The 23280-nt window shown below is 72.5% G+C and carries 25 protein-coding genes; 17 read left to right on the top strand and 8 right to left on the bottom strand.

Going from position 1 to position 23280, the window contains the following annotated elements; translation table 11 throughout:
* Window positions 1-471: 471 nt before the first annotated feature.
* Together ACFWW9_RS31565 and ACFWW9_RS31570 are read left to right on the top strand one after the other, a co-directional pair.
* Window positions 472-1467: a LacI family DNA-binding transcriptional regulator gene (locus ACFWW9_RS31565; protein WP_390385497.1), complete on the top strand. Its 996-nt coding sequence runs from the start codon at window positions 472-474 to the stop codon at window positions 1465-1467.
* Window positions 1468-1517: 50 nt separating this feature from the next.
* Window positions 1518-3437, top strand: a complete 1920-nt coding sequence (locus ACFWW9_RS31570) for a polyprenyl synthetase family protein (protein WP_390385499.1) — start codon at window positions 1518-1520, stop codon at window positions 3435-3437.
* On the opposite strand, the gene ACFWW9_RS31575 is transcribed toward ACFWW9_RS31570, so the two are convergent.
* Together ACFWW9_RS31575 and ACFWW9_RS31580 are read right to left on the bottom strand one after the other, a co-directional pair.
* The gene (locus ACFWW9_RS31575) at window positions 3434-3865 is read right to left on the bottom strand and encodes a lipopolysaccharide assembly LapA domain-containing protein (RefSeq protein ID WP_390385501.1); all 432 of its coding nucleotides are present in this window, start codon (window positions 3863-3865) and stop codon (window positions 3434-3436) included. The two genes, ACFWW9_RS31570 and ACFWW9_RS31575, sit on opposite strands and share 4 nt — an antisense overlap.
* A 42-nt stretch (window positions 3866-3907) precedes the next feature.
* On the bottom strand, window positions 3908-6652 hold the full coding sequence (locus ACFWW9_RS31580; protein ID WP_390385503.1) for an XRE family transcriptional regulator: 2745 nt from the start codon (window positions 6650-6652) through the stop codon (window positions 3908-3910).
* Window positions 6653-6836: 184 nt separating this feature from the next.
* On the opposite strand from ACFWW9_RS31580, the gene ACFWW9_RS31585 reads away from it, so the two are divergent.
* Together ACFWW9_RS31585 and ACFWW9_RS31590 are read left to right on the top strand one after the other, a co-directional pair.
* Window positions 6837-7796, top strand: a complete 960-nt coding sequence (locus ACFWW9_RS31585; RefSeq protein WP_390385505.1) for a terpene synthase family protein — start codon at window positions 6837-6839, stop codon at window positions 7794-7796.
* 87 nt (window positions 7797-7883) lie between these two features.
* Entirely contained in the window at window positions 7884-9068 is a 1185-nt protein-coding gene (locus ACFWW9_RS31590) for an esterase-like activity of phytase family protein (RefSeq protein WP_390385507.1), read from the top strand.
* Window positions 9069-9123: 55 nt separating this feature from the next.
* On the opposite strand, the gene ACFWW9_RS31595 is transcribed toward ACFWW9_RS31590, so the two are convergent.
* The 3 genes from ACFWW9_RS31595 to ACFWW9_RS31605 are packed head-to-tail and all read right to left on the bottom strand — an operon-like array spanning window position 9124 to window position 11722.
* Entirely contained in the window at window positions 9124-9735 is a 612-nt protein-coding gene (locus tag ACFWW9_RS31595) for a DUF4232 domain-containing protein (protein ID WP_390385509.1), read from the bottom strand.
* A gap of 12 nt (window positions 9736-9747) precedes the next feature.
* Entirely contained in the window at window positions 9748-10344 is a 597-nt protein-coding gene (locus ACFWW9_RS31600) for a DUF4232 domain-containing protein (RefSeq protein WP_390385512.1), read from the bottom strand.
* Between the two features lie 58 nt (window positions 10345-10402).
* Window positions 10403-11722, bottom strand: a complete 1320-nt coding sequence (locus tag ACFWW9_RS31605) for a serine/threonine-protein kinase (RefSeq protein WP_390385514.1) — start codon at window positions 11720-11722, stop codon at window positions 10403-10405.
* Window positions 11723-11839: 117 nt separating this feature from the next.
* Here ACFWW9_RS31605 and ACFWW9_RS31610 point away from each other — a divergent pair, with 117 nt between their 5' ends.
* Window positions 11840-12550, top strand: a complete 711-nt coding sequence (locus ACFWW9_RS31610) for a DUF4232 domain-containing protein (protein ID WP_390385517.1) — start codon at window positions 11840-11842, stop codon at window positions 12548-12550.
* Complete coding sequence (locus ACFWW9_RS31615; RefSeq protein ID WP_390385519.1) at window positions 12540-13079, top strand: RNA polymerase sigma factor; 540 nt, start codon at window positions 12540-12542, stop codon at window positions 13077-13079. Before ACFWW9_RS31610 ends, ACFWW9_RS31615 begins: the two co-directional genes overlap by 11 nt.
* Here the strand turns inward: ACFWW9_RS31615 and ACFWW9_RS31620 are convergent.
* Entirely contained in the window at window positions 13076-14284 is a 1209-nt protein-coding gene (locus ACFWW9_RS31620) for an ROK family protein (RefSeq protein WP_390385522.1), read from the bottom strand. The two genes, ACFWW9_RS31615 and ACFWW9_RS31620, sit on opposite strands and share 4 nt — an antisense overlap.
* Window positions 14285-14379: 95 nt before the next feature.
* On the opposite strand from ACFWW9_RS31620, the gene xylA reads away from it, so the two are divergent.
* The 9 genes from xylA (at window position 14380) to ACFWW9_RS31665 (ending at window position 20501) form a co-directional block, all read left to right on the top strand.
* Window positions 14380-15549: a xylose isomerase gene (gene xylA / locus ACFWW9_RS31625; RefSeq protein ID WP_390385525.1), complete on the top strand. Its 1170-nt coding sequence runs from the start codon at window positions 14380-14382 to the stop codon at window positions 15547-15549.
* 2 nt (window positions 15550-15551) lie between these two features.
* Complete coding sequence (gene xylB, locus ACFWW9_RS31630; RefSeq protein WP_390385527.1) at window positions 15552-16946, top strand: xylulokinase; 1395 nt, start codon at window positions 15552-15554, stop codon at window positions 16944-16946.
* A 104-nt stretch (window positions 16947-17050) separates the two neighbouring features.
* Window positions 17051-17215, top strand: a complete 165-nt coding sequence (locus ACFWW9_RS31635) for a hypothetical protein (protein ID WP_390385530.1) — start codon at window positions 17051-17053, stop codon at window positions 17213-17215.
* 42 nt (window positions 17216-17257) lie between these two features.
* On the top strand, window positions 17258-17839 hold the full coding sequence (locus ACFWW9_RS31640; protein WP_390385532.1) for a nucleotidyltransferase: 582 nt from the start codon (window positions 17258-17260) through the stop codon (window positions 17837-17839).
* Window positions 17836-18084 carry a BON domain-containing protein gene (locus ACFWW9_RS31645; RefSeq protein ID WP_390385534.1) on the top strand — a complete coding sequence of 83 codons (249 nt, stop codon included), beginning with the start codon at window positions 17836-17838 and terminating at the stop codon, window positions 18082-18084. The genes ACFWW9_RS31640 and ACFWW9_RS31645 overlap by 4 nt, the downstream gene beginning before the upstream one ends.
* Window positions 18081-18818: a metallophosphoesterase gene (locus ACFWW9_RS31650; protein WP_390385536.1), complete on the top strand. Its 738-nt coding sequence runs from the start codon at window positions 18081-18083 to the stop codon at window positions 18816-18818. Before ACFWW9_RS31645 ends, ACFWW9_RS31650 begins: the two co-directional genes overlap by 4 nt.
* Window positions 18819-18858: 40 nt before the next feature.
* Complete coding sequence (locus ACFWW9_RS31655; protein ID WP_390385538.1) at window positions 18859-19431, top strand: hypothetical protein; 573 nt, start codon at window positions 18859-18861, stop codon at window positions 19429-19431.
* A 53-nt stretch (window positions 19432-19484) separates the two neighbouring features.
* Window positions 19485-19985, top strand: coding sequence for a DUF6328 family protein (locus tag ACFWW9_RS31660; protein WP_390385540.1), 501 nt, complete (start codon window positions 19485-19487; stop codon window positions 19983-19985).
* Window positions 19986-20147: 162 nt separating this feature from the next.
* Window positions 20148-20501 carry an STAS domain-containing protein gene (locus tag ACFWW9_RS31665; protein ID WP_390385542.1) on the top strand — a complete coding sequence of 118 codons (354 nt, stop codon included), beginning with the start codon at window positions 20148-20150 and terminating at the stop codon, window positions 20499-20501.
* A 24-nt stretch (window positions 20502-20525) separates the two neighbouring features.
* Here ACFWW9_RS31665 and ACFWW9_RS31670 read toward each other — a convergent pair whose 3' ends face one another.
* Window positions 20526-20993 carry a winged helix-turn-helix domain-containing protein gene (locus tag ACFWW9_RS31670; RefSeq protein ID WP_390385544.1) on the bottom strand — a complete coding sequence of 156 codons (468 nt, stop codon included), beginning with the start codon at window positions 20991-20993 and terminating at the stop codon, window positions 20526-20528.
* 45 nt (window positions 20994-21038) lie between these two features.
* Window positions 21039-21497 (bottom strand): MarR family winged helix-turn-helix transcriptional regulator, encoded by a 459-nt coding sequence (locus ACFWW9_RS31675; RefSeq protein WP_390385546.1) that lies wholly within the window; start codon window positions 21495-21497, stop codon window positions 21039-21041.
* Between the two features lie 123 nt (window positions 21498-21620).
* On the opposite strand from ACFWW9_RS31675, the gene ACFWW9_RS31680 reads away from it, so the two are divergent.
* Together ACFWW9_RS31680 and ACFWW9_RS31685 are read left to right on the top strand one after the other, a co-directional pair.
* Window positions 21621-22415 carry an SDR family NAD(P)-dependent oxidoreductase gene (locus ACFWW9_RS31680; protein WP_390385548.1) on the top strand — a complete coding sequence of 265 codons (795 nt, stop codon included), beginning with the start codon at window positions 21621-21623 and terminating at the stop codon, window positions 22413-22415.
* 14 nt (window positions 22416-22429) lie between these two features.
* Window positions 22430-23263: an aldo/keto reductase gene (locus ACFWW9_RS31685; RefSeq protein WP_390385550.1), complete on the top strand. Its 834-nt coding sequence runs from the start codon at window positions 22430-22432 to the stop codon at window positions 23261-23263.
* The last annotated feature ends 17 nt before the right edge of the window (window positions 23264-23280 follow it).

The following is a 23280-nucleotide window of genomic DNA, read 5'->3' on the forward strand; positions in this document are numbered from 1 at the left end:
TGGCCTACCTCACCCCGCTCGCGCAATTATTTCAACACCCGTTTTGTCTTGTCAAGGCGGGAAAGATGCCTTGACAAGACAAAACGGGTGCGAAGACGCTTCGGATCGGGGTGCAGGGAGGGGACTGCTCGGGCGATGGTCCAGTTGGGTGCTCTTGCTTGAGATTCAGACCGCCAGCAGGCACGGGGTCGAGTCCATGATCCCCAGCGGGCATGGGGCTCAGTTCAAAGACAAAACGCGCCAAGCAGACACGAGGGCGGGTTGAGTCCGGCTCCAAAGCCAAGGCCCCGCCCCCCGACTCCAAAGACCAAACGCGCCAGTAGGTTCCGTCTCTCGTTGGTCCATCCTGTCGACACGTTCCGACTGAGCGTTCGACTCTCGACGAAGAAGACCTAGGATGGGGCCCATGTCGTACCAGGTGTTGGTGTTCGGTTTGGGTTTCGCGTGACCGACGCGGCCCGTGGGAGACGCTTGGGCGCGCGGATCGAAGAGGTCGCCCGTGAAGCGGGGGTCTCGAAGTCGACTGTTTCCCGTGTCATCAACGGGGAGCAGTACGTCAGTTCGAAGGCCCGTGAAGCTGTGCACGCGGCGATCCTCACGCTTGGCTACAGTCCGAACCAGGCCGCGCGCACGCTCGCGGGCAGTCGTACCAACTGCATCGCCCTGGTGGTGTCCGAGCAGGGCAGTCGGGTGTTGTCGGATCCGTTCTTCGCCGGTGTCCTCCGGGGTGTGCACGCCGAGTTGACCGGGCACCGGGTCCAGCTGGTGTTGATGATGAGCCAGCAGGACGACGAGAAGGACCTCGTCGGGTACCTCTGCGGTGGGCACGTCGACGGGGCGCTCGTCCTCAGTCTGCACGGGCAGGACCCGTTGCCGCAGACGTTGGTGGACGCCGGGTTGCCGATCGTGGTCGGTGGGCGGCCGCTGGGGGCTTCCGGTGTGCCGTACGTCGACGCCGACAACTTCAACGGGGCGCTGGAGGCCGCGCGGCACCTGGCCACCGTTGGTCGTCGGCGGATCGCGACCATCGCCGGGCCGAAGGACATGGCTGTCGGCATGGACCGGTTGAGCGGGTGGCGGCGGGGGTTGTCCGAGTCGGGGATCGAGTCGGATCTGGTGGCGTACGGCGACTTCACCCCGGAGAGTGGCGCGCAGGCGATGGCCGAGCTGCTGGCCCGTGATCCGGACATCGACGGGGTGTTCGTGGCCGCCGACATCATGGCGCTCGGGGCGTTGCAGGCGTTGCACGCCAACGGCAAGCGGGTGCCGGAGGACGTCGCCGTGGTCGGGTTCGACGACCTCGCGCTCGCGTCCACGGCCGTGCCGCCGTTGACGACGGTGAAGCAGGACGTCGAACAGCTGGGGCGGACGATGACGTGGCGGCTGCTCGCCGAGCTCGCGGGCGAGGAGGGGTTGCCGCCCTCGCTGCTGCTTCCCACCTCTTTGGTGGTTCGGGCCAGCGCCTGACGTCTCTACACTGAGCGACCGGTTGACTACGCAAAGTCAAGGGGTAGCTCATGTGGTGGAACGCGGCCGAAGGCGTCGAGTGGTGGACCCTGCACGTCCACCTCGTCACCGCCGGGGGTGACGAGCGCGGGCACTCCGTGCGTTTCCTCCGGCACGCCAACGGTTCGCACGCCGTGCTGGTGGACGGTGCCGCCTGGTTGGACGACGACGCGCTGCGGCTGGTCCGCGTCCAGGTCGACGCGGATTCCGCGTTGGACCCGCGCATCCGCGAGGCGTTCGGCGAACTCCTCGACGGCGGGCGGCCGGTGGAGCCCGACCGGCTCCTGCCGGGACCGGTGCGCGGGCTGGACTTCGGGGTCGCCGCCCTCACCGCCGACTACCGGCTCACCACCGGTCGCGCCGACCTCGTCTGCCGTCCGCTCAGACCGGTCGCAGCGGACGGCGGCTGCTCGCGGTTGGACGTGGAAGGCGTGCTGGACGGGGACCAGGTCACCGGCACCGCGTGGCTCGCGCACGGGGACCCCGCGCTGACGGTCCACCTCGACAACGGGTGGGACGTCACCACCGACCACGCCTTCTCACCCGAGCACGACCTGGTGCCGACCACCACTTCGGTGACCGGGTCCCGTCCGTGGACCTCGCTGTCCACTTTGAACACCTACCCCACCCGCTGGCGGATCGCCTCGCCGGAGCTGGACCTGGTGCTGGAGGGCGACTTCCCGCGCAGCGAGGCCCGGACCATGATCGCCAAGGGGCCGCACCTGCACGGGTGGGCGCGGGTGCGCGGGACCATGGCGGGCAGACCCGTCACCGGCAGGGCGTTCCTGGACGTCGTGCCGGAGCGGCGGGTCGGCCGGTTCGAGGAGTTCCTCGGCAGGCTGCGGGACATCACCCACGCGGAGGTGCGCGCGCTCTACCCGGACGCGCCGAGCGCCGCGTCGACCACCGACCTCGCGGGCGTGGACGCGACCGGGCTGCCGCACGCCGTCGTGCACGACGCGCTGGTGCGGCCGGTGCGGCACGTGGTGGACGCGGGCGGGCGCGGCTGGCGGACGTTCGCGACCTGCGCCGCCATCGAGATGTTCGGGGTGTCCAGCGACCCGTTCACGCCGCTGCTCGGCGTCGTGGAACTGGTGCACAGCGGCAACCTCGTCGTGGACGACGTGGAGGACGACTCGCCGCTGCGGCGCGGGGTGCCTGCCGCGCACGTGGTGCACGGCGTGGCCACGGCGGTGAACGCGGGCACCGCCGCCTACTTCGCGCTGGACCGGATCGTGCCGCGCATCCTGCCCGACGACGACCGGCTGAGGCTTCGGGTCTACCAGACGTTCCTTCGGTCGGTCCGCGCCGCGCACGTCGGCCAGGCCGTCGACATCGCGGGCCACCGCGCCGCCATGGACCTCGCCGTCGCGACCGGCGACGGGACCGCGCTGGTCGACGGCGTGCGCGGCGCGCTGCGGTTCAAGACCGGGATGCCCGCCCGCGCGTTCGCCGAGATCGGCGCGCTCGTCGCGGGCGCGGACGAGGAGCGCGTGGCGGCCGTCGGCGACTACTTCGAGGCGGTCGGGTTGGCCTACCAGATCACCGACGACCTGATGGACCTCGACGGCGTCACCGGTCCGGCGGCGTCCGGCGAGGTCCGCGCGACCAAGCACGTCGGCGAGGACCTGCGCGCGGGCAAGGTGACCATGCCGCTGGCGCGGGCGGTCGGCCTGCTGCCACCGGACCGGATGGCGGCCGTCTGGGCGGCGGTCCGGGACGGGCGCGCCGACCTCGGCACCGTGCGCGAGGTGGCGGCCGCCCTGGTGGAGTGCGGCGCCGTGCGGGCCTGCCACGCCGAGGCGCGGTCCCATGTGGACACCGCGTGGGCCGCGCTGGAACCGTTGCTGCCCAACACCTTCACCAAGGTCGTCGTCCGGGCGCTCGGCCACTACGCGGCACGGCGCACGCCCGAGCCGCTCGGGGTCTAGCGCAGGGCGCGCTTGGTCTGGCGGCGCAGCTGCATGATGCGGGCCGCGCCGACCAGCGCGACCAGCAGCGCGCCGCCGATCGCGGCGAACAGCAGCGCCACGCCGAGCGGCAGGGTGAACGCGCCGCCCAGGAACCGGATCGTCACGTCGGTCAGGTTCTGGAGGATGAACACCAGCAGGAAGATCAGCACGAAGATCGCCACGATGACCGCGACCCACGTGCCGCTGATCCGGGTCGGCTTGATCTTCGCGTGGGAGGCGGGCGGGGTCGTCGGCACCGGGGGAGGAGTCGTCGCCGGGTCGTCGAGCGGGTCGAGCGCCACCGGCGGGTGCGTGATCGACTCGTCCGCGGGCGTCGACGGATCGTTCGGCACCCCGAGTTCCACGGGGTGGACGTCGGTCGTGCGGTCATCACGGGGAGTGCTCACCCGTCCGAGTATCGGCCCATCCGGGTCATCCCGCAGCACAGGTCATCCGCACGGCGGAGTGAAGTCCAGTCCGGGGAAGAACCGGTTCCACTCGGCGCGGGTCAGCGCCGGGCCCGCGCACAGCCTCCCGACCGCGTTGTCCACGTCGAAGTCCCAGCGCCGCGACGAGCCGTCGCCCGCCGACGTCATCACCATCATGCCGTCCTCGCTCGCGTCCCGCGGCACGAACTCGATGCTGTGCACGGACGTGGTCGGCCCGCTGATGGTCGCCGGCACGCCGGGGAAGCGCGGGTTCGAGACGTCGAACATCCGCACGGTCTCGTCGGCCGCCGCGCTGGCCAGCCACTTGCCGTCCTTGGACAGCGCGAGCGCCCTGATCCCGTTCGACTGCGGCGCCAGCACGGCGAGGCCCACCGGGTGCCACGGGTCCGCGAGGTCCCACAGCCGGATCACGCCGTCCCCGCCGCCGGTCGCCAGCAGCCGCCGGTCCCGCGACAGCGCCACCGCGGAGATGTGCGGGATGCTGTGCAGCTCGCCGAACACGTGCGGCCCGTCGCCGGTGTCCAGCCGCCACAGGCTGGTGGTGCTGTCCTCGTCGATCGTGACGAGCACCTGGCTGCTCTGGTCGAACCGCACGTCCCGGCCCCGGATCCCGCTGCGCGGCAGGATCGACCTCAGCTCCGGCACACCGGAGGCGGGCACGGTCCACAGCCGCAGCGCGGTGGTGTCGTCGCCGTCGATCGTCGCCATCCGGCTGCCGTCCGGCGACAGCGCCGCGGCGGCCATCCGCTTCGGGAACCGGTGCAGCAGAACGGCCCTCGACGAGTCGGTGAGGTCCCACACCTCGTCGAGCGTGGTCGCCAGCACCCGGCCGGACGCGCTGAACCCGAGCGACTTCACCGCTCCCGGCTCGCTCGCGCCGTCCTGCACGGCGGCCTGCCCCCGCCCGCGCACGGGGTTGCCGTCCGGGCCCATCGGGTTGTCCGCCTGGGGCACTATCCGGCGGATGAGGCTGTCGGTCCAGGTCGCCGTGGACGTGGTCAGCAGGCTGTCCACCACGTCCCTGGTGGGCTCCAGCCGGTACGCGGCCACGCTGAGCTTCTTCGCGAGGTCCGGGCTGCCGCTCTGCAACCGCACGGCGGCGCCCGCGATCTGCTGCGCGACCGCGATGTTGCGCTGCTTGTCCGCCACGTCCTGCGCGCGGATGGTCTGCACGATCGCCCCGCCCGCGAGCACGAGCAGCACCAGCAGCAGCGCCACGAGCTGCCGCAGCCTGCGCGTGCGGCGCAGCGCGAGCGACTGCTCCCGGTCGCGCGCGCTGAGGCTGGCGGTGAGGAACTCCCGTTCGCGGGTGCTCAGCCGCACCTCGTCGTGGACGGCCCACTCGGCGGCGGCGTCCAGCCGGGTGCCGCGGTACAGGGAGTCCGGTTCACGGGACAGCGTGTCCCAGGTGGCGGCGGCCTCGGTGAGCTGCCGCCCGGTGCGCAGGCCGTCGCGGTTCTCGTTCAGCCAGCCGCGCAGCCGCGGCCACGCGCTGATCAGCACCTCGTGGGCGATCTCGACGGAGTCCCGGTCCAGCGTGAGCAGCCGGGCGTGCGCGAGGCGGTCCAGCACGACCTGCGTGTCGACGTCGTCGGTGTCCAGCTCGCCGCGGGCGAGCCTGCGCTTGGTGTCCTCGGTGCGGTCGCCGAGCGCGGTGAGCCTCAGGAAGATCTGCCGGGCCACGGCGCGCTGGTCGGTCTCCAGCGCCGTGTAGGTGCGTTCGGCGGTCTGCGCGAGCGCGTGCCGGATGCCGCCCGCCGCCTCGTACCCGGCCAGGGTGAGGGTCGTCCCGCGTCTTCGCCGCCACGTCTCCAGCAGCGCGTGCGACACCAGCGGCAGGACGCCGGGCTGGCCGGTGGCGTCCGCGACCAGCCTGGTCACCAGCGCGGTCTCCACGGTGCAGCCCACCTTGGCGGCGGGCCGCATGATCGCCTGCCGCAGCTCCTCCGCGGACATCGGGCCGACCAGCAGCTGCGCGTCGGTCAGCGCCTCGACCAGGCCGGGGTGCTGCGCGCAGTGGCCGTAGAAGTCGGCGCGGACGCCGAGCACGACCCGGCAGCGGGTCCTCGACGCGTCCAGCAGGCCCTCGATGAACGCCGTGCGCGCGGCCGGGTCCTGGATGAGGGTGAAGACCTCCTCGAACTGGTCGACGACGAGCACCATCGCGTCGACCTCGGCGCCGATGACCCGGTCCAGCACGTCCGCGCTGAGGTCCAGCTCGGCGGGGGTGACCACGATCGACGACGTGCACTCCAGCGCGCCCTCGGCGATCCGGGGCACCAGCCCCGCCCGTAAAAGGGACGATTTGCCCGCCCCCGACGCGCCGAACACGCCCACCAGCCGCCGCTCGGACATCCGGCCGACCAGGTCGTCGAGCATCCGGTCCCGGCCGAAGTAGCGGTCCGCGTCCTCGGGCCGGAACGCCGCCAGCCCGGCGTACGGGGGTGTTCCGTGGTCCGCGGGGGGCGCCTCGGCGGGCGCGACCTCGGCGGCGACCTCGCGCCACCGGTTCTCCCAGACGCTCGGATCGCCGTCGCACGCCTGCACGTAGGCCAAGGTCACGGCCAGGCTGGGCAGCTTCCGGCCGCCCGCGGCGTCCGACAGCGTGGTGGCCGAGTAGTGGGCGCGGGTGCCCAGTTGGCGGTAGGTGCGGCCGCCCGCCTGGTCCCGCAGCGTCCGCAGATCGGCGGCGAACCTCAGCAGCGGAGTGTCCCCGTCGTCGAGCGGGCGTTCCCCACGCGGCACCCTGCCACCTCCTCGTCACCGCCTCCGATTGTCCTGAGCTGGTCCGACGACGTCCAGTGGCGGATTCCGGACCACGCGGTCTAGGGGCGGGTAGGGGTTGTCCACGATTGTGAAACGCCGTTATTTTTCCGATGTGGCCGGTCACTGCCGCCCGGTCCTGGACAACAGCCAACGGAGGTGAGCCATGAGCGTAGGCACGTTCACACTCAGCGGACTCGATGTGCCGGAAGCTCGGGCGGAGGTCACGCCGCCGTTCGTGATGTGCGCGTTCGACACCGAGTCGAACGTCGTGGACCACCTGGTCACCGACCACTCGGTCGGCTGGGCGGTGTCGCTCGGCCTGCTGCCGCCGCACGGGATGGCCGAGGCGCTCGGGATGGACCTCGGGCACCTGGTCGGCTACGGGTTCCCGAACGCCGACTACGAGCGGTTGCGGCTGGTCGGCGACTGGGCGCTCCTGCAGACCGTCCTGCGGGACGAGCGCGGGTCGGCCGACGACCTGGAACTGCTGCTGGCCGTGCTGCGCGCGGAACCGGTGCCGCCCGGCGACCCCAGGGTCGAGGCGATGGCGGACCTGCGGGTCCGGCTGCTCGCGCTGGGCGGGCCGGACTGGCTGGAGTCGTTCGCCGAGGAGGTGGAGCGGATGTTCGCCGCGTTCACCCGCGAGGCGCTCGACGAGCACCACGGGCTCGTCCCCACCCCCGAGGCGCACGCGGCGCTGTGCGAGCTCACCGCGGGCCTGCACCCGCTGTTCCGGTTCGGCGGCCCGGTCGACGGGATCGACCTGCCGCCACCGGTCCGCGAGCACTCCGCGCTCCGCGAGCTCGCCGCCACCGCCTGCCGCGTCGTGGGCTACGCGCGGGACCTCCACACCCACCGCGCCGAGATCGCCCGCGGCGGGGTGCACAACCTCGTGCTGGTGACCATGCGGTCCCAGTCCGTCGTGCTCGACCAGGCCGTGGACCGCGCCGTGGAGATCCACGACGACGAGGTGCGCGACTTCCTCCGCAAGGCCGCCGCGCTGCCCTCGTTCGGCCACCAGGTCGACGAGCAGGTGCGCGGGTACGTCCGGCTGCTGCGGCGGTGGATCGGCGGCCACCGCAAGTGGGCGGAATACACCGGCAGGTACCGCAAGCCCTGCTGACGGTTGGGGTTCCGTTCACCTCGCCCGCCTACGGTGCGCGCGCACCGCGCGGCCGGAGGTGGGCGCGCAGGAGAGAACGGATCACCCATGCGGAGACCTCTGGTCGTCGGACTGGCCCTGCTCGCGACCGTGGCGGGCGTCGTCCCCGGCGCCGCCGCGACCGGTCCGAGGGACTTCGGGCGGGCCACGCTGACGAAGTTCGCCTCGCTGCCCGCCGAGACGTTCGTCCCCGGCAGCGAGCCGTCCGGCGCCGCGCTCGGCGGCACGCCGTCGAACGGGATCGTGCCGCCGTTCGCCGACCAGCCCGTGCAGGGGTTCAGCGGTGTGGTCCGCAACGGCGACGGCACGTTCGAGGTGCTGTCGGACAACGGGTACGGCAACAAGGCGAACAGCGCCGACTTCCTGCTCCGGATCCACCGCATCGCCCCGGACTTCGCCTCCGGCGCGGTCGACGTGCTCGGTGGCGTCACGCTGACCGACCCGCGCGGCCTGGTGCCGTTCCCGCTGGTCCGGCCGGATCGGGTGCTGACCGGCGCGGACTTCGACGTCGAGTCGATCACCCGCGTGCCGGACGGCAGCTACTGGCTCGGCGACGAGTTCGGCCCGTACCTGCTGCACGTCGACCGCGCGGGCAGGCTGCTGGCCGCCCCCGTGCCGCTGCCGGGCGTGTTCGCGCCGGAGAACCCCGCCGGGACGCCGAACATCAGCAGCAGCAAGGGTTTCGAGGGCATGGCGCAGTCGCCCGACGGCCGCTACCTGTACCCGCTGCTGGAAGGCACGGTCGCCGGTGACACGCCGGGAACCCTGCGCGTCAACGAGTTCGACACGGTGAAGGGCAAGTACACCGGGCAGAAGTTCGTGTACCAGCTCGGCACGCCGGACCTCGCCATCGGCGACATGATCACGGTGGACCGCAACAGGTTCCTCGTCATCGAGCGCGACGGCGGGCAGGGCGCGGACGCCAAGGTGAAGAAGATCTACCTGGCCGACAAGCGCGACCGCGACCACGACGGCAAGCTCGACAAGACCCTCGTCGTGGACCTGCTGGACATCGCGAACCCGAAGCGCGTCGGCGGCTTCGACGAGACGTTCCGCTTCCCGTTCACCACCATCGAGGACGTGGTGATCCTGGACGACAACACCCTGGGAGTGTTGAACGACAACAACTTCCCGTTCTCCTCGGGCCGCACGCCCGGCAAGGCCGACAACAACGAGTTCATCACCGTCAAGCTCGCCGAGCGGCTGCACGCCGACCCGCGCGTTCTCCGCTAAAACGCCGGGAAGCGCCTTTCCCCTGCGGGAGAGGCGCTTCCCCGTTCGTTCGGCGTTATCCCTTGACCTGGCCGACGACCATCGTGGACTTCTCCGGCGCGGAGCACGCCTTCTGCTGGTGGTCCACGAACACCGCCGCCGTCTCACCCGGCGGGTAGACGCGCAGGCCGCGGACGTCCGCGGGGGCGCACTCCGCCGGGTCGAAGACGTCGGCGTTGGTGATCGCCAGCGCGCTGGTTGCCGACGCGCCCGGCGCCAGCGGCACCACGGCCCCGCCCTCGGCCTCCTTGGTCGCGGGAGCGCCCACCTGCGTGCCCGCGTCACCGGTCACGAAGGACACGCCCGGCGAGCCCTGGAGCGTGCACTCGGCCGCGCCCTTGTTGGTGAACGTCAGCACCTCCCGGTTCTTGTTCATGCCCCCTCCGCCCTGGTCGGGGGTGAGGGTCACCGCGAGGTCGGCGGACTTGCAGCCCGCGGGCCCGGAGGCGATGGCGGGCGCGGACGCCGCGGAGGACCCCGCGGGCGTCGAGGGGGTCTGGCTCTGCGTCTTGGCCGGGACCGACGCGGAGCCGGTGGACGACGTGGCCGTGCCGCCGCCCTGGCTCGTGCAGGCCGCCAGCAAGGCGACCGCGGCGACGGCGGTGGCGATCTTCCGGGTGGTGCTCACGACTGGCTCCGATCAGCTCTCGGTGACGACCTGGCTCAACTGCACGTCGGCTCCGCTGACGGGCACCGACGGCCACGGCGAGTCGACCCACACGTCTCCGGCGCTCGACGGCAGCGAGAACGCGATGGCGGACACCGGGTTCGCCTGCTCCCCGGTGCGCTCGACCAGGTAGGAGATGCCCGCGTGGCCGGGGGAGATGGTCACCGGTGTCGCTGTCGCGCCCGGCTGGGGCGTGGCGGAGATGCCCGGCGCGGTGTCGCCGTCAGGACCGAAGAACACGACGTTCGTCGGCACGCCCGCGAGCACGCAGTTCGTCGTGTCGCCGGCGGCCGTGTACCGGACCACGAAGGCGGAGTGGCCCGCCGCGTGCTCCGGGCTCGGGCTGACGGCCACGTCGACGTCCCCCGCGCCGCAGGCCTGGAGGTCGCTCGGCATCGCGGTCGCCACCCCGGCGAGCACCGCCGTGGACGCGACCGCGAGGACGGCCCCGGTGCTGATCGACTTGCGCATGGTGTTTCCCCTCTCGTTCGTCCGCACCCGCATCGCGGGCGGGACAATCTCACCCTGGAAGTGCCCGAGCGCGATGGCCCGCACACCTTTCTTGAACATCGTCACAACCGACCAACTCCCGCCTCGAAAAGCGGTCGGAAATCGCGCACGGCCGCGGTCACCGCGCGTGGACGCTGTCGAGCAGCCGTCGGACGGCCCCGTTCCCGCCCCCGCCGCGGACCTGCACGACGAGCACCAGCCGCGGGTCCGCCGCGCCCGTCAGGACGACCTCGTCGACGCTGCGGCCGGGGCAGCGGTCCCACCGGCGCACCACGCCCGACCACCGCGGGGAGGCGAACCGCGACTCCTCCGCCGTGCCGCACTCGGCGTGCTCGCCGGTCCACGCCGGGGCGTCCTCGGCGTCGACGCGCCCGATGAACACCCCCGGCGCGTCCGCCGCGAGGTCGTGGAACCGGCCCAGGTCGGGGGCCGCCTCCAGCGCGGGCCGCCGCTCCGCGCCGGGGCTCCAGCCGCCGGTGCGGACCTGCCTGGCCCACGCCACGGGCACCGTGACGCTCAGGCCGTCGTCCGGGGCGGCGACGGTGGTCTCCGAGTCGCCGGGTGGGTCGTCCGCGCTCACGGCGGCCAGCACGAGCGCCGCGACGACGGCCACCGCGGCTACCGCCCGGACCCGGCGAGCCGCGCGGTGCTCGTCCACGGCGTGCCGCAGGGCCGCGCGGAACGCGTCCGCCGTGGCCCACCGGTCGGCGGGTAGCGCGGCCATCGCCCGGCCCACGACGGAGCCGAGACCGCCCGGCAGCGCGCGCAGGGCTCGGGGCGACAGACCGTTCTCCGGCGGGTTCGCGCCGGTCAGGACCCGGTAGGCGAGCGCGCCGAGCGCGTAGACGTCGGTCCGGCGCTCCACGATCGAGCCCGGCCCGCGCTGCTCCGGGGCGGTGTAGCCGGACGAGCCGACGGCGACGGTGAACCCGGAGCCGTCGGCCAGCGACTTCGACAGCCCGAGGTCGGCGACGACGGCCGACTCGCGGCCCGCGTCGGCGTCCCAGCGCAGCAGGACGTTCGACGGCTTGAGGTCGCGGTGCACGACCCCGGCCTCGTGCAGCGCGGTCACCCCGGCGCAGACCTGGCCCAGCACGTCCAGCGCGTCGAGCGGCGCCATCGGCGCGCCCGCGGTGCGCTCCTCCAGCGTGCCCCGGTCGGCCAGCTCCATCGCGAAGTACGGCCTGCCGCTCGCCGAGAGCGCCAGGTCGAACACCCGCACGACGTGCGGCGACGACACCTTGCGCAGCACCCGGACCTCGTCCAGGAAGCGCTCGCGGACGTCCGGCACGGCGGTCCAGTTGTCGGCGAGCACCTTCACCGCGACCCGCGTGTCGAGCACGGTGTCGCGCGCCGCCCACACCGACGCGAACCCGCCGACGCCGAGGAGACCCTCCAGGTCGAAGCGGTCGCTCACGATCGGCTGCGCGGTGCTCATGCCGTCAGCATCGCAGTACCGATCGAGACGGACACGATCACGAAATTCACCGTTTCACCCGAATGCCGAATACGCACTAGTGTCGTCGGAGCACGGGCGCACGGCGAGGGGAACGCGATGTCGGGAATTCGACGACGGACGGCACTGCTGCTTTCCGGAGTCGTCCCGATCGTGCTCGTCGCCGTCGCGGTGGCATTCGCGACACCCGCCGCGAGCACGTCGACCGTGCTGGCGGGCGACCCGTCGCCGCTGCCGCGCGGGACCACCACGTCCACCACCGCCCCGCCGACGGAGACCACGACGGTTACCTCCCCGGCTTCCTCCTCGGTCGGGTCGACGTCGGCCACACCTCCTCCTCCAGCGCCCGCCACCACCACGTCCACGACCCTCCCGACCGGTCCCTGTCGCGCGCGGGACCTCACCGGGCGGATCGACTCGCCGCCCGCGCGGTTCACCGCCGCCGGGCACCGGGGTTTCCTGGTCGTGCTCACCAACGCGGGCGGCACGCCGTGCTCGGTGCTGGGGTTCGGCACGTACTCGTTGCTGGACAGCGGTTCCCTGCCGATGCGCGGGGCGCAGCACAACACCGTGTGGTCCACAGTGGACTCGGTGGTGCTCGGGCCGGGCGGGCAGGCGTACGCGCGCGTCTCGTACGGGGTCGTGCCGACCGGCGACGAACCCGAGTCGGGCCCGTGCCAGCCGCCCAGCGCGGCGCTGCGCGTGGTGCCGCCGGGCGACACGGGCGCGCTCGACCTGCCGTTCGCGGTGAGCGTGTGCGACCACGGACGGCTCGACGTCACGGAGTTCGCGGGGTCCGATGTCTTCTGACGGCTTGGACGAGCTGGTGGCCTCCGCCGAACGCGGCGACACCACCGCCGTGAACACCCTGCTGGACCGCGTCCGCCCGGCGGTGATGCGGACGTGCGCACGGTTCCTGGAGGTCCCGGAGGACGTCGAGGACGCCGCGCAGGAGGCGTTGCTGCGCATCGCCGACACCCTCCCCACCCGCCCGCGCGAGGAGTCGTTCCGCGGCTGGATGTACGCCCTGGTGGTCAACGTGGCCAGGCAGCGGTTCCGCCTGCTGCACCGCGCGGAGATCACCGGCACCCCGCCCGAGGACCACCTGGTCGACCCGCGCCGCACCAGCGTGATCGCCGGTTCCCGCCTGGACCTGCTCGGCGCGCTGGAGAGGCTGCACACCCGCCAACCGCTGCTGGCCGAGGCCCTCGTGTACCGCGACGTCTGCAAGCTCGGCTACGCCGAGATCGCCGACCTGCTGAACGTTCCCCAGACCACCGTGAAGTCCCGCATCCACGACGCCCGCCGCCACATGCGCGCCGAACTAGGGGCGGGCTAGACCAGGACCGCGGCCACGTACGGGTCGGGGTCGGCCAGGATCGCGCGGACCGCCGACCCGGCCGCGCCGCGCACGGCCGCCTCGGCGCCCAGGGTGGAGGCGATGATCTCGATCGGCGACCACGCCGAGCTGACCACCCGTTGCGCCAGTTCGGCCTGGAGCGGTTCCCACAGCCAGGGCGCGAGGCGGGCGTAGGTGCCGCCCAGCACGACGGTCGGCAGGTCCAGCAGGTTGACCACGCCGGACAGCGCGATGCCCAGCGACTTGGCCGCCGAGCGGGCCGCCGCCAGCGACTTGCGGTCGCGGTTGGTCAGGCGGTCCACGAGGTCCGCGACCAGCGCCTCCGGCGCGCGGTCGTCGAGGACGCCCGCCTGGCGCAGGATCTCCTCCTGGCCCGCGACGCGTTCCAGGCAGCCGCGCGAGCCGCAGGCGCACTCGGGGCCGCGCGGGTCGACCATCATGTGGCCGATCTCGCCGCCGAAGCCGAACACGCCCTCGAACAGGCCGCCGTCGACCACGATGCCCGCGCCGATGCCGATCTCGCCGGACACGTGGACGAAGTCGCGCGGGCCGGTGCCCTGCCACAGCTCGGCGAGCGCGGCGAAGTTCGCCTCGTTGCCCACGAGCACCGGGATGTCGTCGAGGGGTGCGCGCCTGCGCAGCTCGCCGCGCACGTCCACGTCCCGCCAGCCGAGGTTCGGCGCGATCCGCAGGATGCCGGTCGCGGACTCCACCAGTCCGGGCACGGCGACGCCCATGCCGCCGACCCGCACGCCCATCCGGTCGGCCTCGACGAGCGCGGTCTTCACGGCCTTGGCCACGCGCGACAGCACGCGGGCGGGGGAGAGGACGCGGTTGTCCGCCTGCTGGAGCCAGCGGGCGCGGACCTCGCCGGTGAGGTCGATCAGGCAGGTGGCGACGTAGTCGACGCCGATCTCCACGCCCAGACCGTGCGGTCCGCCGGGCGCGAGGTACAGGGCGGTGCCGCGGCGGCCGGGGCCGGGGCGGACGGCGGCCGCGCCCTCCACGACGAGGTTCGCGCCGATCATCCGGTCCACGAGGCTCGACACGGTGGCCTTGGTGAGGCCGGTCCGCGCGGCGATCTCGGCGCGCGAATGACCGGAGGGGTCCGCGATGGCGTTGAGGACCAAGGCGCTGTTGTGCCTGCGAACGGTGTGCTGCCCGGCTGGCTGCGGTGAGGACACCGCGCGATGGTAGCTGTCGCACGACCGGGCGAAGGCGTTGACCGGCCGACGAACGCGCTATAAGTTTAGGCATCAAACTTATTGGAGGAGGACCCGTGGCGACGAAGCCCACTCGTGAGGACCGGTTCAGCTTCGGCCTGTGGACGGTCGGTTGGCCCGCGCGGGACCCGTTCGGCGACGCGACGCGGCCGCAGCTCGACCCGGTGCAGACCGTGCACAAGCTGGCCGAGCTCGGCGCGTGGGGCGTCACGCTGCACGACGACGACCTGATCCCCTTCGGCACCGAGGGCGGCGAGCGCGACAAGCGGATCTCGCTGTTCCGCGAGGCGATCGAGGAGACCGGCCTGACCGTGCCGATGGTCACGACGAACCTGTTCACCCACCCGGTGTTCAAGGACGGCGGCTTCACCAGCAACGACCGCGGCGTGCGCCGGTACGCGCTGCGCAAGGTGCTGCGCAACCTCGACCTGGCCGCGGAGTTCGGCGCCAAGACGTTCGTCCTCTGGGGTGGCCGCGAGGGCTCCGAGACCGACGCCGCGAAGGACGTCCGCTTCGCCCTGGACCGCTACCGCGAGGCGATCGACACCATCGCGCAGTACTCCGAGGACAAGGGCTACGGCATCCGGTTCGCGCTGGAGCCCAAGCCGAACGAGCCCCGCGGCGACATCCTGCTGCCCACGATCGGCCACGCGCTGGCGTTCATCTCCACGCTGGAGCACCACGAGCTGGTGGGCGTGAACCCCGAGGTCGGCCACGAGCAGATGGCGGGCCTGAACTTCGTCCACGGCATCTCGCAGGCGCTGTGGCAGGGCAAGCTGTTCCACATCGACCTCAACGGCCAGCACGGCCCGCGCTTCGACCAGGACCTGATCTTCGGCCACGGCGACGTGCTGTCCGCGTTCTTCCTCGTCGACCTGCTGGAGAACGGCGGCTACGAGGGCCCGCGGCACTTCGACTACAAGCCGCTGCGCACCGAGGACCTCGACGGCGTGTGGTCCAGCGCGGCCGCCAACATGCGCACCTACCTGCTGCTCAAGGAGCGGGTCGCGGCGTACCGCGCCGACCCGGAGGTGCAGGAGGCGCTCGCCGCCGCCAAGGTCGCCGAGCTGGGCCTGCCGACCCTCTCCCGCGGGGAGACCGTCGAGTCCTTCCTCGCGGACAAGTCCGCGTTCGAGGACTACGACGTGGACGCGGCCGGTGCGCAGGGTTACGGTTTCGTCCACCTGTCGCAGTTGGCCCTCGAACACCTCCTGGGAGCTCGCTGATCATGCTCGTCGCCGGGATCGACTCCTCCACGCAGTCCTGCAAGGTCGTCGTCCGCGACGCCGAGACGGGCACCCTCGTCCGCGAAGGCCGGGCCTCGCACCCCACGGGAACGGAGGTCGACCCGGCGGCGTGGTGGACCGCGCTCGGTGAGGCCGTCGAGGCCGCTGGTGGCCTCGACGACGTCGCCGGGGTGTCCGTGGCCGCCCAGCAGCACGGCATGGTGTGCCTGGACGCCGACGGCGACGTCGTGCGCCCGGCCCTGCTGTGGAACGACACCCGGTCGGCGGCCGCCGCGGCGGCGTTGACCGAGGAACTGGGCGGTCCGGAGAAGTGGGCGCAGGCGGTCGGCAGCGTGCCGGTCGCCGCGCTCACCGTGACGAAGCTGCGCTGGCTCGCCGAGCACGAGCCGGAGAACGCGGCCCGCGTCGCGGCGGTCTGCCTGCCCCACGACTGGCTGACGTGGAAGCTCGCCGGGGCCCCCGGCCTGGACGCGCTGGTCACCGACCGCAGCGACGCGAGCGGCACCGGCTACTGGTCGCCGTCCACCGGGGAGTACCGCCTCGACCTGCTCGACCTCGCGCTCGGGCACCGCCCGTCGCTGCCGCGCGTGATCGGCCCCGCCGACCACGCGGGCACGACGGCGGCGGGCGCGGTCCTCGGCGCGGGCGCGGGTGACAACGCGGGCGCGGCGCTCGGCGTGCAGGTCGGGCCGGGGGACGTCATCGTCTCCATCGGCACGTCCGGCACGGCGTTCGCCCGCTCCCCGCACCCGTCGGCGGACGGGTCCGGCCTGGTCAACGGCTTCGCCGACGCCGAGGGCACGTACCTGCCGCTGGTGTGCACGCTCAACGCGTCCAGGGTCCTGGACGCCACCGCGCGGATGCTCGGCGTCGACCTGGCCGAGCTGTCCAGGCTGGCGCTGTCCCTGCCGTCGGCCGAGGGCCTGGTGCTCGTGCCGTACCTGGAGGGCGAGCGCACGCCGAACAAGCCCGACTCCACGGGCGCGCTGCACGGCCTCCGCTTGGACACGGCCACCCCCGCGCACCTCGCGCGGGCCGCCGTCGAGGGCATGCTGTGCAGCCTGGCCGACGCCATCGACGCGCTGACGGCCGTCGGCACCCCGATGAGCCGCGTGCTCCTCATCGGCGGCGGAGCCCAGTCGCCCGCCGTCCGCGAGATCGCCCCGGCGGTCTTCGGCTGCCCGGTCCTCGTGCCCGCCCCCGGCGAGTACGTGGCCGACGGGGCCGCCCGCCAGGCGGCGTGGGCCGTCAGCGGCGCGGACACCCCGCCGCACTGGGGAGAGGCGCTCGACGTCACCGGCTACGAGGCCGCCGCCACCCCCGGCGTGCGCGCCGCGTACGCCGCCGCACGGGATCTGACGGTGTCGCGCGGCTGAACGCGGGGTACCCCCCTCCTGTGAAACCTGTTCCGCCCCAACGCCCCCAGGCGGGCACCACGCCCGCCGGGGGCGTCGCGGCGTTCGGGAAAGGAGAGGGAGCAGTGGAGACGGACCGGAGAACGACACCCACCGACGAGGCGCGTTTCGGCGGCCACGGCATGTGGGCCCCGATGATCCCCATCAGCAGGCACCCGGACGAGTGGGTCACCTGGATCGGCGACCCCGACGAGGGCCTGGAACCGGTCATAGTGCGCAGCGTGGACTGATCCGGGCGTTAGATCCGTCACCCCCTTGGGTAGCCAGGGATCATGAGCGGAGTCCAGGACGAACTGCTGCGCACCCTTGTGAAGGTGGCGAACGCGTTGCGCGCCGCCGACATCCGCTTCGCGTTGACCGGCGGCTGCGCCGTGTACGCGCGGGGCGGGCCCGCCACCGAGCACGACGTGGACCTCCTGGTGAAGGAGGAGGACGCCGCCAAGGCGCGGTCCGCGCTCGTGGCGGCCGGGTGTCGGGCGGCGGACGCGCCGGAGAACTGGCTGTTGAAGGTCTACGACGGCGATTCGCTGGTGGACCTGCTGCACCGCCCCAACGAGATCCCCGTGACGGACGAGATCCTGGACCACGCCGAGGAGTTGGCGGTCAGCTCCGTGTCGCTGCCGGTGATGCCCGCCACCGAGGTGATGATCAGCAAGCTGCTGGTGCTCGACGGGCACCGCTGCGACTTCAGCGAGCTGCTGCCGTTCGCGCGGGCCCTGCGCGAGCAGATCGACTGGCAGCGGGTGCGGAAGTCCACTGAGGACTCCCCGTACGCCGAGGCCTTCCTTGTCCTGGTCGAACGACTCGACCTGGTGGCACCCCAGCTCACCAGTGTCCGGAGGAGCGCGTCATGACGTCGGAGCAGTACCTGTCCGCCCGGTTGCGCCGGGCCATCGCCGAGGACCCGCGCACGACGGAGCTGGGCGTGCGGGTGACCGTGCGCGGCGACCACGTGCTGCTGTCCGGTGACGTGGCGTGCGAGGAGCGGCGTGCCGAGCTGGAAGCCGTGGTGCACGAGGTCGCGCCGGAGGTCGTGGTGATGGACGACGTGCGGGTCGTCAGCGTCGCCGAACCCGAGGGAAGCGAGGACCTGCGATGATCCGCATCGCCGCCGTCGGCGACGTGCACCTCGGCGCGGACGCCCGCGGCCGGATGCGGCCCGCGCTGGAGAAGGTCGGCGAGCACGCGGACGTCCTCCTGCTCGCGGGCGACCTGACCAGGCACGGCACCCTCGACGAGGCCCAGGTCGTGGCGGAGGAGTTCGCCGACCTGCCCGTGCCCGTCGTCGCCGTCCTCGGCAACCACGACCACCACAACGACCAGCCCGTCGAGGTCGCCAAGCTGTTGTCCGACAGCGGACTGCACGTGCTCGAAGGCGATTCCGTCGTGTTCCGGATCGGGGACGAGACGATCGGCGTCGCGGGCGTGAAGGGCTTCGGCGGCGGGTTCGCGGGCAAGTGCGGCAGCAACTTCGGCGAGCGCGAGATGAAGGCGTTCGTCGGCCACACCATCGCCATCGCGGAGACGTTGAAGACCGCGCTGGAGTCGATCGACGCGGACGTCCGGGTCGCGCTGACCCACTACTCGCCGGTGCCGGACACGCTGCGCGGCGAGCCGCCGGAGATCTACCCGTTCCTCGGGTCGTACCTGCTCGGCGAGGCGATCGACGCCACCCGCACCGACCTGGCGGTCCACGGTCACGCGCACTTCGGCACCGAGCAGGGCCTCACGCCCGGCGGCGTGCGGGTCCGCAACGTGGCCCAGCCGATCATCCGCGCCGCGTACACGGTGTACAACGTCGAACCGGCCGCCGTGCGGGCCGCCGTTTCCTGAATCGATGGTTGAACGGGCGACGATCGGGTAACACGAGGGCATGAGCGATGTCGACGTGACCCGGTCGGCGGGCCCGTCCGCGATGTGGGCGGGACCCGCGGACGCTCCCGCGGTCGTCGTGCTGGACCCGGCGGGCGTGGGCAGGCACGGCGACCTGCCCGCGACGTGGCGGCCGCTGGCCGAGCACCTCCAGGTGCTGTGGTGCAGGCTGCCCGCCGCCGACGGGCCGTGGCGCGAGGTGTCCGACGTGCTGGCCGAGTTCGAGGGGCGCGGCGTGCCCGTGCACGTCCTGACCAGCGGTCCGGCCGCGGCCAGCGCGCTCTACCTCGCCGACCGCTACCGGGGGCTCGTGCGTTCCGTGCTGCTCGTGGACCCCGAGGACGGGCCGGACCGAACCACCGGCCAGTCCGCCGACGTCCGGGTGATCGTCCGCCGCTCGCTGCCGCTGGGCCACCCCGACGTGGTCGTCGAGGTCGTCCGGGTGCTGCTGGAACTGGACGCCGTCGAGCACCGCGGCCCGCGCACGTCCGCCGTGTCCTCGCTGCTGGGCGACGCCGCCGCGGCGCTGCGAGAATCGGTCACGAGCATCCTGGACCGCGTCCGCCGGGCGTGACGATTGCGCCGAACGGCTCGTTTGTCCGGTTTGCCGGAGGGTACAGGGACGGCATGAGCGAGGCCGAGGAGTCGGAGCAGGAGCGGTTGAGGCGCAACCTCAACGAGCTGCTCCAGGAGTTGAGGGTCGCCCAGGCGGGCGTGCAGATCCTGTTCGGCTTCCTGCTGTCGATCGTGTTCACCGACCGCTACCGGGACATCGACCAGTACGTCCGGGTCACCCACCTGGTCACGATCCTGTTCGCGGCCGCCTCGGTCGCGCTGCTGACCGCCCCCGCCGCCTGGCACCGCGTGCTGTTCCGCCGCGGCAGGCGCGAGGACATCATCGAGATCGCCCACCGCTTCACCCTGGTCGGCCTCGGCACCCTGGCCGCCGCGATGACCGGCACCGTGCTGCTGCTCGGCGAGGTCATCGTCGGCGGCTGGCCCGCGATCCTGTTCGGCGTCGTGGCCGGGCTCGCGTTCGCGACCCTGTGGTTCCTGCTGCCGCTGCGCGAGCGCAACCACGACTCCATCGACGCCCCCGGCCACCCGGACGCCTCCGACGTCCTCTAGCCGGGATCGAGCGCGTCACGGAAGTGTTGGGGCGACACGGGAAGAGTGGGAACGAGTTGCCTCGATCAGGTGAAAGGGTTGCTGTGCCTGGAATCTGGGCTACCTTGGAGGAGGAGATCCGATCCAGGTCGGGGACCGGATCGTCGACTCTAGGAGCGTCCGGTGCCCACGGAAGTCCACGGCGTACTGACAGTAGAGCGACTGCGGTTGGCGGGGGCCAACGTCGTCGTCGCGAGCGGAGACCTCGACCTGGGGACGGTGCGCAGGCTCCGCTGGAGCCTCGACAGCGTCGCGCCGGGATCGGGGCCGCTCGTCCTGGACCTGTCCGGCGTCTCGTTCTTCGGCTCGGTCGGCGTGGCCGCGCTGCTGGAGACCGCGCGCCGGGCGCGGGCGTTCCGGATCGACTTCCGGCTCACCTGCTCGGACGCCGTGACGCGCGTGCTGGAACAGGCGGGCGTGCAGGAGGAGTTCACGCTGTTCGAGTCCCGGTCGCACGCGCTGGCCCACGCGGAGTAGCACGCGCGGACCCACGCGGGGTGGTCAGGCCTCGCGCTCGACCAGGACCTGGTGCTCCTGGTCGACCCGGTAGCCGACACCGCGGACCGTGCCGATGATGGCCGAGGCGTCGCCGAGCTTGCGGCGGATCCGCCGGACGTGCACGTCGACGGTCCGCGTGTCGACGGCCGTGGTCGCGCCCCACACCTGGTGCATCAGCGCGGCCCGGCGGTGCACCCGCTTCGGCTGGCTGCACAGGTGCAGCAGCAGGTCGAACTCCAGCCGGGTGAGCGGCACCGGGACGCCCTTGTGCAGCACGCGCCGGGAGTCGGGGAGGATCCGCAGCGCGGGACCGCCGGTCGCGCGCGCCGGGAGGTCGACGGCGACGTCCGCGTGGCCGAGCGCGGTCTTGAGCGCGTCGGCCATCCGCGCCGCCACGGCGGAGGCGTGGGTGGTCGTGACGCGGATCACGACGGTGACGTCGGCCGCGTCGAGCGTGTCCGGGTCTCTCACAGGGGTGATCCGACCCTTTTCGTCACGGCGCGTCAACGCCGTCCACTACCTGGACGCGGTTGACGGGGTCAGCGCGGCCAAGGCGGACACGAGCGGTGACAGCTCCGGGACCTGCCCGGCTTCCGCCAGCGCCTCGCCGAGCGCGGCGTCGTGCGTCGGCCGGGCCGCGTCGAGCAGGGCCGCGCCCGACTCGGTGAGCTCGGTGTAGATGCCGCGCCGGTCGGTGGGGCAGAGGTACCGGGCCAGCAGGCCGCGGTCCTCCAACCGGGTGACGAGCCGGGTGGTGGCGGACTGGCTCAGCACGACCGCCTGCGACACCTGCGACATGCGCAGGTGGAAGTCGTCCTGTCGCGCGAGCACGTCCAGCACGGTGTACTCGCTGACGGACAGCTCGTGCGCGCGTTGCAGCGCCCGTTCGAGCCTGTCCTCGATCCGCGCGTGCAGGGCGGCCAGCGTCCTCCAGCCCTGCGCTCGCGCCTCGGTGGCGTCCTCTGCCAGTGACACGGTTCACCCCTTCCCGGTTTGCGGGACGCCGATCGGAGGAGCACTATCAAGCGTGTGCAACAATCGGCGTCTGCAAGTATTGCTCACGCTGGTTATATCCTACCGCCCGCAAGAGAGGACACCGTGAACATCGACCTCACCGGCCGCACCGCGCTGGTCACCGGCTCCACGTCCGGCATCGGCTTCGCGACGGCCGCGTCCCTCGCCGGGGTGGGCGCCGCGGTGGTCGTCAACGGCCGCGACAAGAAGCGCGTGGACGACGCCGTCGACAAGATCCGCGAGCAGACCGGGTCCACGACCGTCACCGGCGTCGCGCTCGACCTCGCGACCCCAGAGGGCGCCGCCGACCTAGTGGCCGGACTGCCCGACGTCGACGTGCTGGTCAACAACCTCGGCATCTTCCAGGCCGTGCCGGTGTTCGACATCCCGGACGACGAGTGGACCCGCTTCTTCCAGGTCAACGTCCTGTCCGGCATCCGCCTGGCCCGGCACTACGCGCCCCGCATGGCCGAGCGCGGCTGGGGCCGGGTGGTCTTCGTCAGCAGCGAGTCGGCGATCCAGATCCCGACCGAGATGGTCCACTACGGCATGACCAAGACCGCCCAGATCGCGGTCTCGCGCGGCATGGCCCAGGAGCTGGCGGGCACCGGCGTCACCGTCAACACCGTCCTCCCCGGCCCGACCCTCACCGAGGGCGTGCGCGAGTTCATCGCCGACCGCGTCGGCGGGGACGTCCCGTTCGAGGAGGCCGAGCGCCGCTTCATGGCCGACGAGCGCCCCACCTCGCTGCTCAAGCGCCTCATCCGCCCCGAGGAGATCGGCAACCTGATCACCTACGTCTCCTCCGACCTGTCCTCCGCCACGACCGGCGCCGCGCTGCGCGTCGACGGCGGCGTGGCCAACACCCTCATCCCGTGAAAGGACCCCACCCCATGACCGCGGTTCCCACCGTCACCCTGAACAACGGCGTCACCATGCCGCAGCTCGGCTTCGGCGTCTTCCAGGTCCCGGACCCCGAGACCGCCGCCGCCGTGTCGCACGCGCTGGAGGTCGGGTACCGGAGCATCGACACCGCCGCGATCTACGGCAACGAGGTCGGTGTCGGCCAAGCGCTCGCGTCGTCGGGCATCGCCCGCGATGACCTGTTCGTCACCACCAAGCTGTGGAACTCCGAGCAGGGCTACGACGCCACGCTGCGCGCGTTCGACGCGAGCATGGACAAGCTGAAGCTCGACTACCTCGACCTGTACCTGATCCACTGGCCGACGCCCGCGCGCGGCCTGTACACCGACACGTGGAAGGCGTTCGCGAAGCTGGCCGCCGACGGCCGCGTCCGCTCGGTGGGCGTGTCCAACTTCCAGCCGAACCACCTCACCGAGATCGTCGAGGCCACCGGTCTCGTGCCCGCGGTGAACCAGGTCGAGCTGCACCCGCGCCTCACCCAGGAGCCGCTGCGCGCGTTCCACGCCGAGCACGGCATCGTGACCGAGGCGTGGTCCCCGCTCGGCCAGGGCAAGGGCCTGCTGGACGACCCGGCCATCGCGGCCGTCGCGGCGAAGTACGACCGCTCGCCCGCGCAGGTCGTGCTGCGCTGGCACCTCCAGCTCGGCAACGTCGTCATCCCCAAGTCGGTGACGCCGTCGCGCATCGCGGAGAACCTGGACGTCTTCGACTTCGAGCTGGCGGACGCCGACGTGGCGGCCCTGTCGGCGCTCAACGTCGACTCCCGCGTCGGCCCCGACCCGGACACCAACAACGAGGCCTGAGACGAGGAAGGGCCCCC

Origin of the sequence: Umezawaea sp. NPDC059074 (assembly GCF_042738955.1) — a bacterium.
Lineage (GTDB): Bacteria > Actinomycetota > Actinomycetes > Mycobacteriales > Pseudonocardiaceae > Umezawaea.

Excerpts from the sequence above, each read along its gene's own strand:
- ACFWW9_RS31570 (WP_390385499.1), top strand. The coding sequence starts at position 1,518 with ATGTGGTGGAACGCGGCCGAAGGCGTCGAGTGGTGGACCCTGCACGTC.
- ACFWW9_RS31585 (WP_390385505.1), top strand. The coding sequence starts at position 6,837 with ATGAGCGTAGGCACGTTCACACTCAGCGGACTCGATGTGCCGGAAGCT.
- ACFWW9_RS31590 (WP_390385507.1), top strand. The coding sequence starts at position 7,884 with ATGCGGAGACCTCTGGTCGTCGGACTGGCCCTGCTCGCGACCGTGGCG.
- ACFWW9_RS31600 (WP_390385512.1), bottom strand. The coding sequence starts at position 10,344 with ATGTTCAAGAAAGGTGTGCGGGCCATCGCGCTCGGGCACTTCCAGGGT.
- ACFWW9_RS31605 (WP_390385514.1), bottom strand. The coding sequence starts at position 11,722 with ATGAGCACCGCGCAGCCGATCGTGAGCGACCGCTTCGACCTGGAGGGT.
- ACFWW9_RS31610 (WP_390385517.1), top strand. The coding sequence starts at position 11,840 with ATGTCGGGAATTCGACGACGGACGGCACTGCTGCTTTCCGGAGTCGTC.
- ACFWW9_RS31615 (WP_390385519.1), top strand. The coding sequence starts at position 12,540 with ATGTCTTCTGACGGCTTGGACGAGCTGGTGGCCTCCGCCGAACGCGGC.
- xylB (WP_390385527.1), top strand. The coding sequence starts at position 15,552 with ATGCTCGTCGCCGGGATCGACTCCTCCACGCAGTCCTGCAAGGTCGTC.
- ACFWW9_RS31640 (WP_390385532.1), top strand. The coding sequence starts at position 17,258 with ATGAGCGGAGTCCAGGACGAACTGCTGCGCACCCTTGTGAAGGTGGCG.
- ACFWW9_RS31645 (WP_390385534.1), top strand. The coding sequence starts at position 17,836 with ATGACGTCGGAGCAGTACCTGTCCGCCCGGTTGCGCCGGGCCATCGCC.
- ACFWW9_RS31650 (WP_390385536.1), top strand. The coding sequence starts at position 18,081 with ATGATCCGCATCGCCGCCGTCGGCGACGTGCACCTCGGCGCGGACGCC.
- ACFWW9_RS31655 (WP_390385538.1), top strand. The coding sequence starts at position 18,859 with ATGAGCGATGTCGACGTGACCCGGTCGGCGGGCCCGTCCGCGATGTGG.
- ACFWW9_RS31660 (WP_390385540.1), top strand. The coding sequence starts at position 19,485 with ATGAGCGAGGCCGAGGAGTCGGAGCAGGAGCGGTTGAGGCGCAACCTC.
- ACFWW9_RS31685 (WP_390385550.1), top strand. The coding sequence starts at position 22,430 with ATGACCGCGGTTCCCACCGTCACCCTGAACAACGGCGTCACCATGCCG.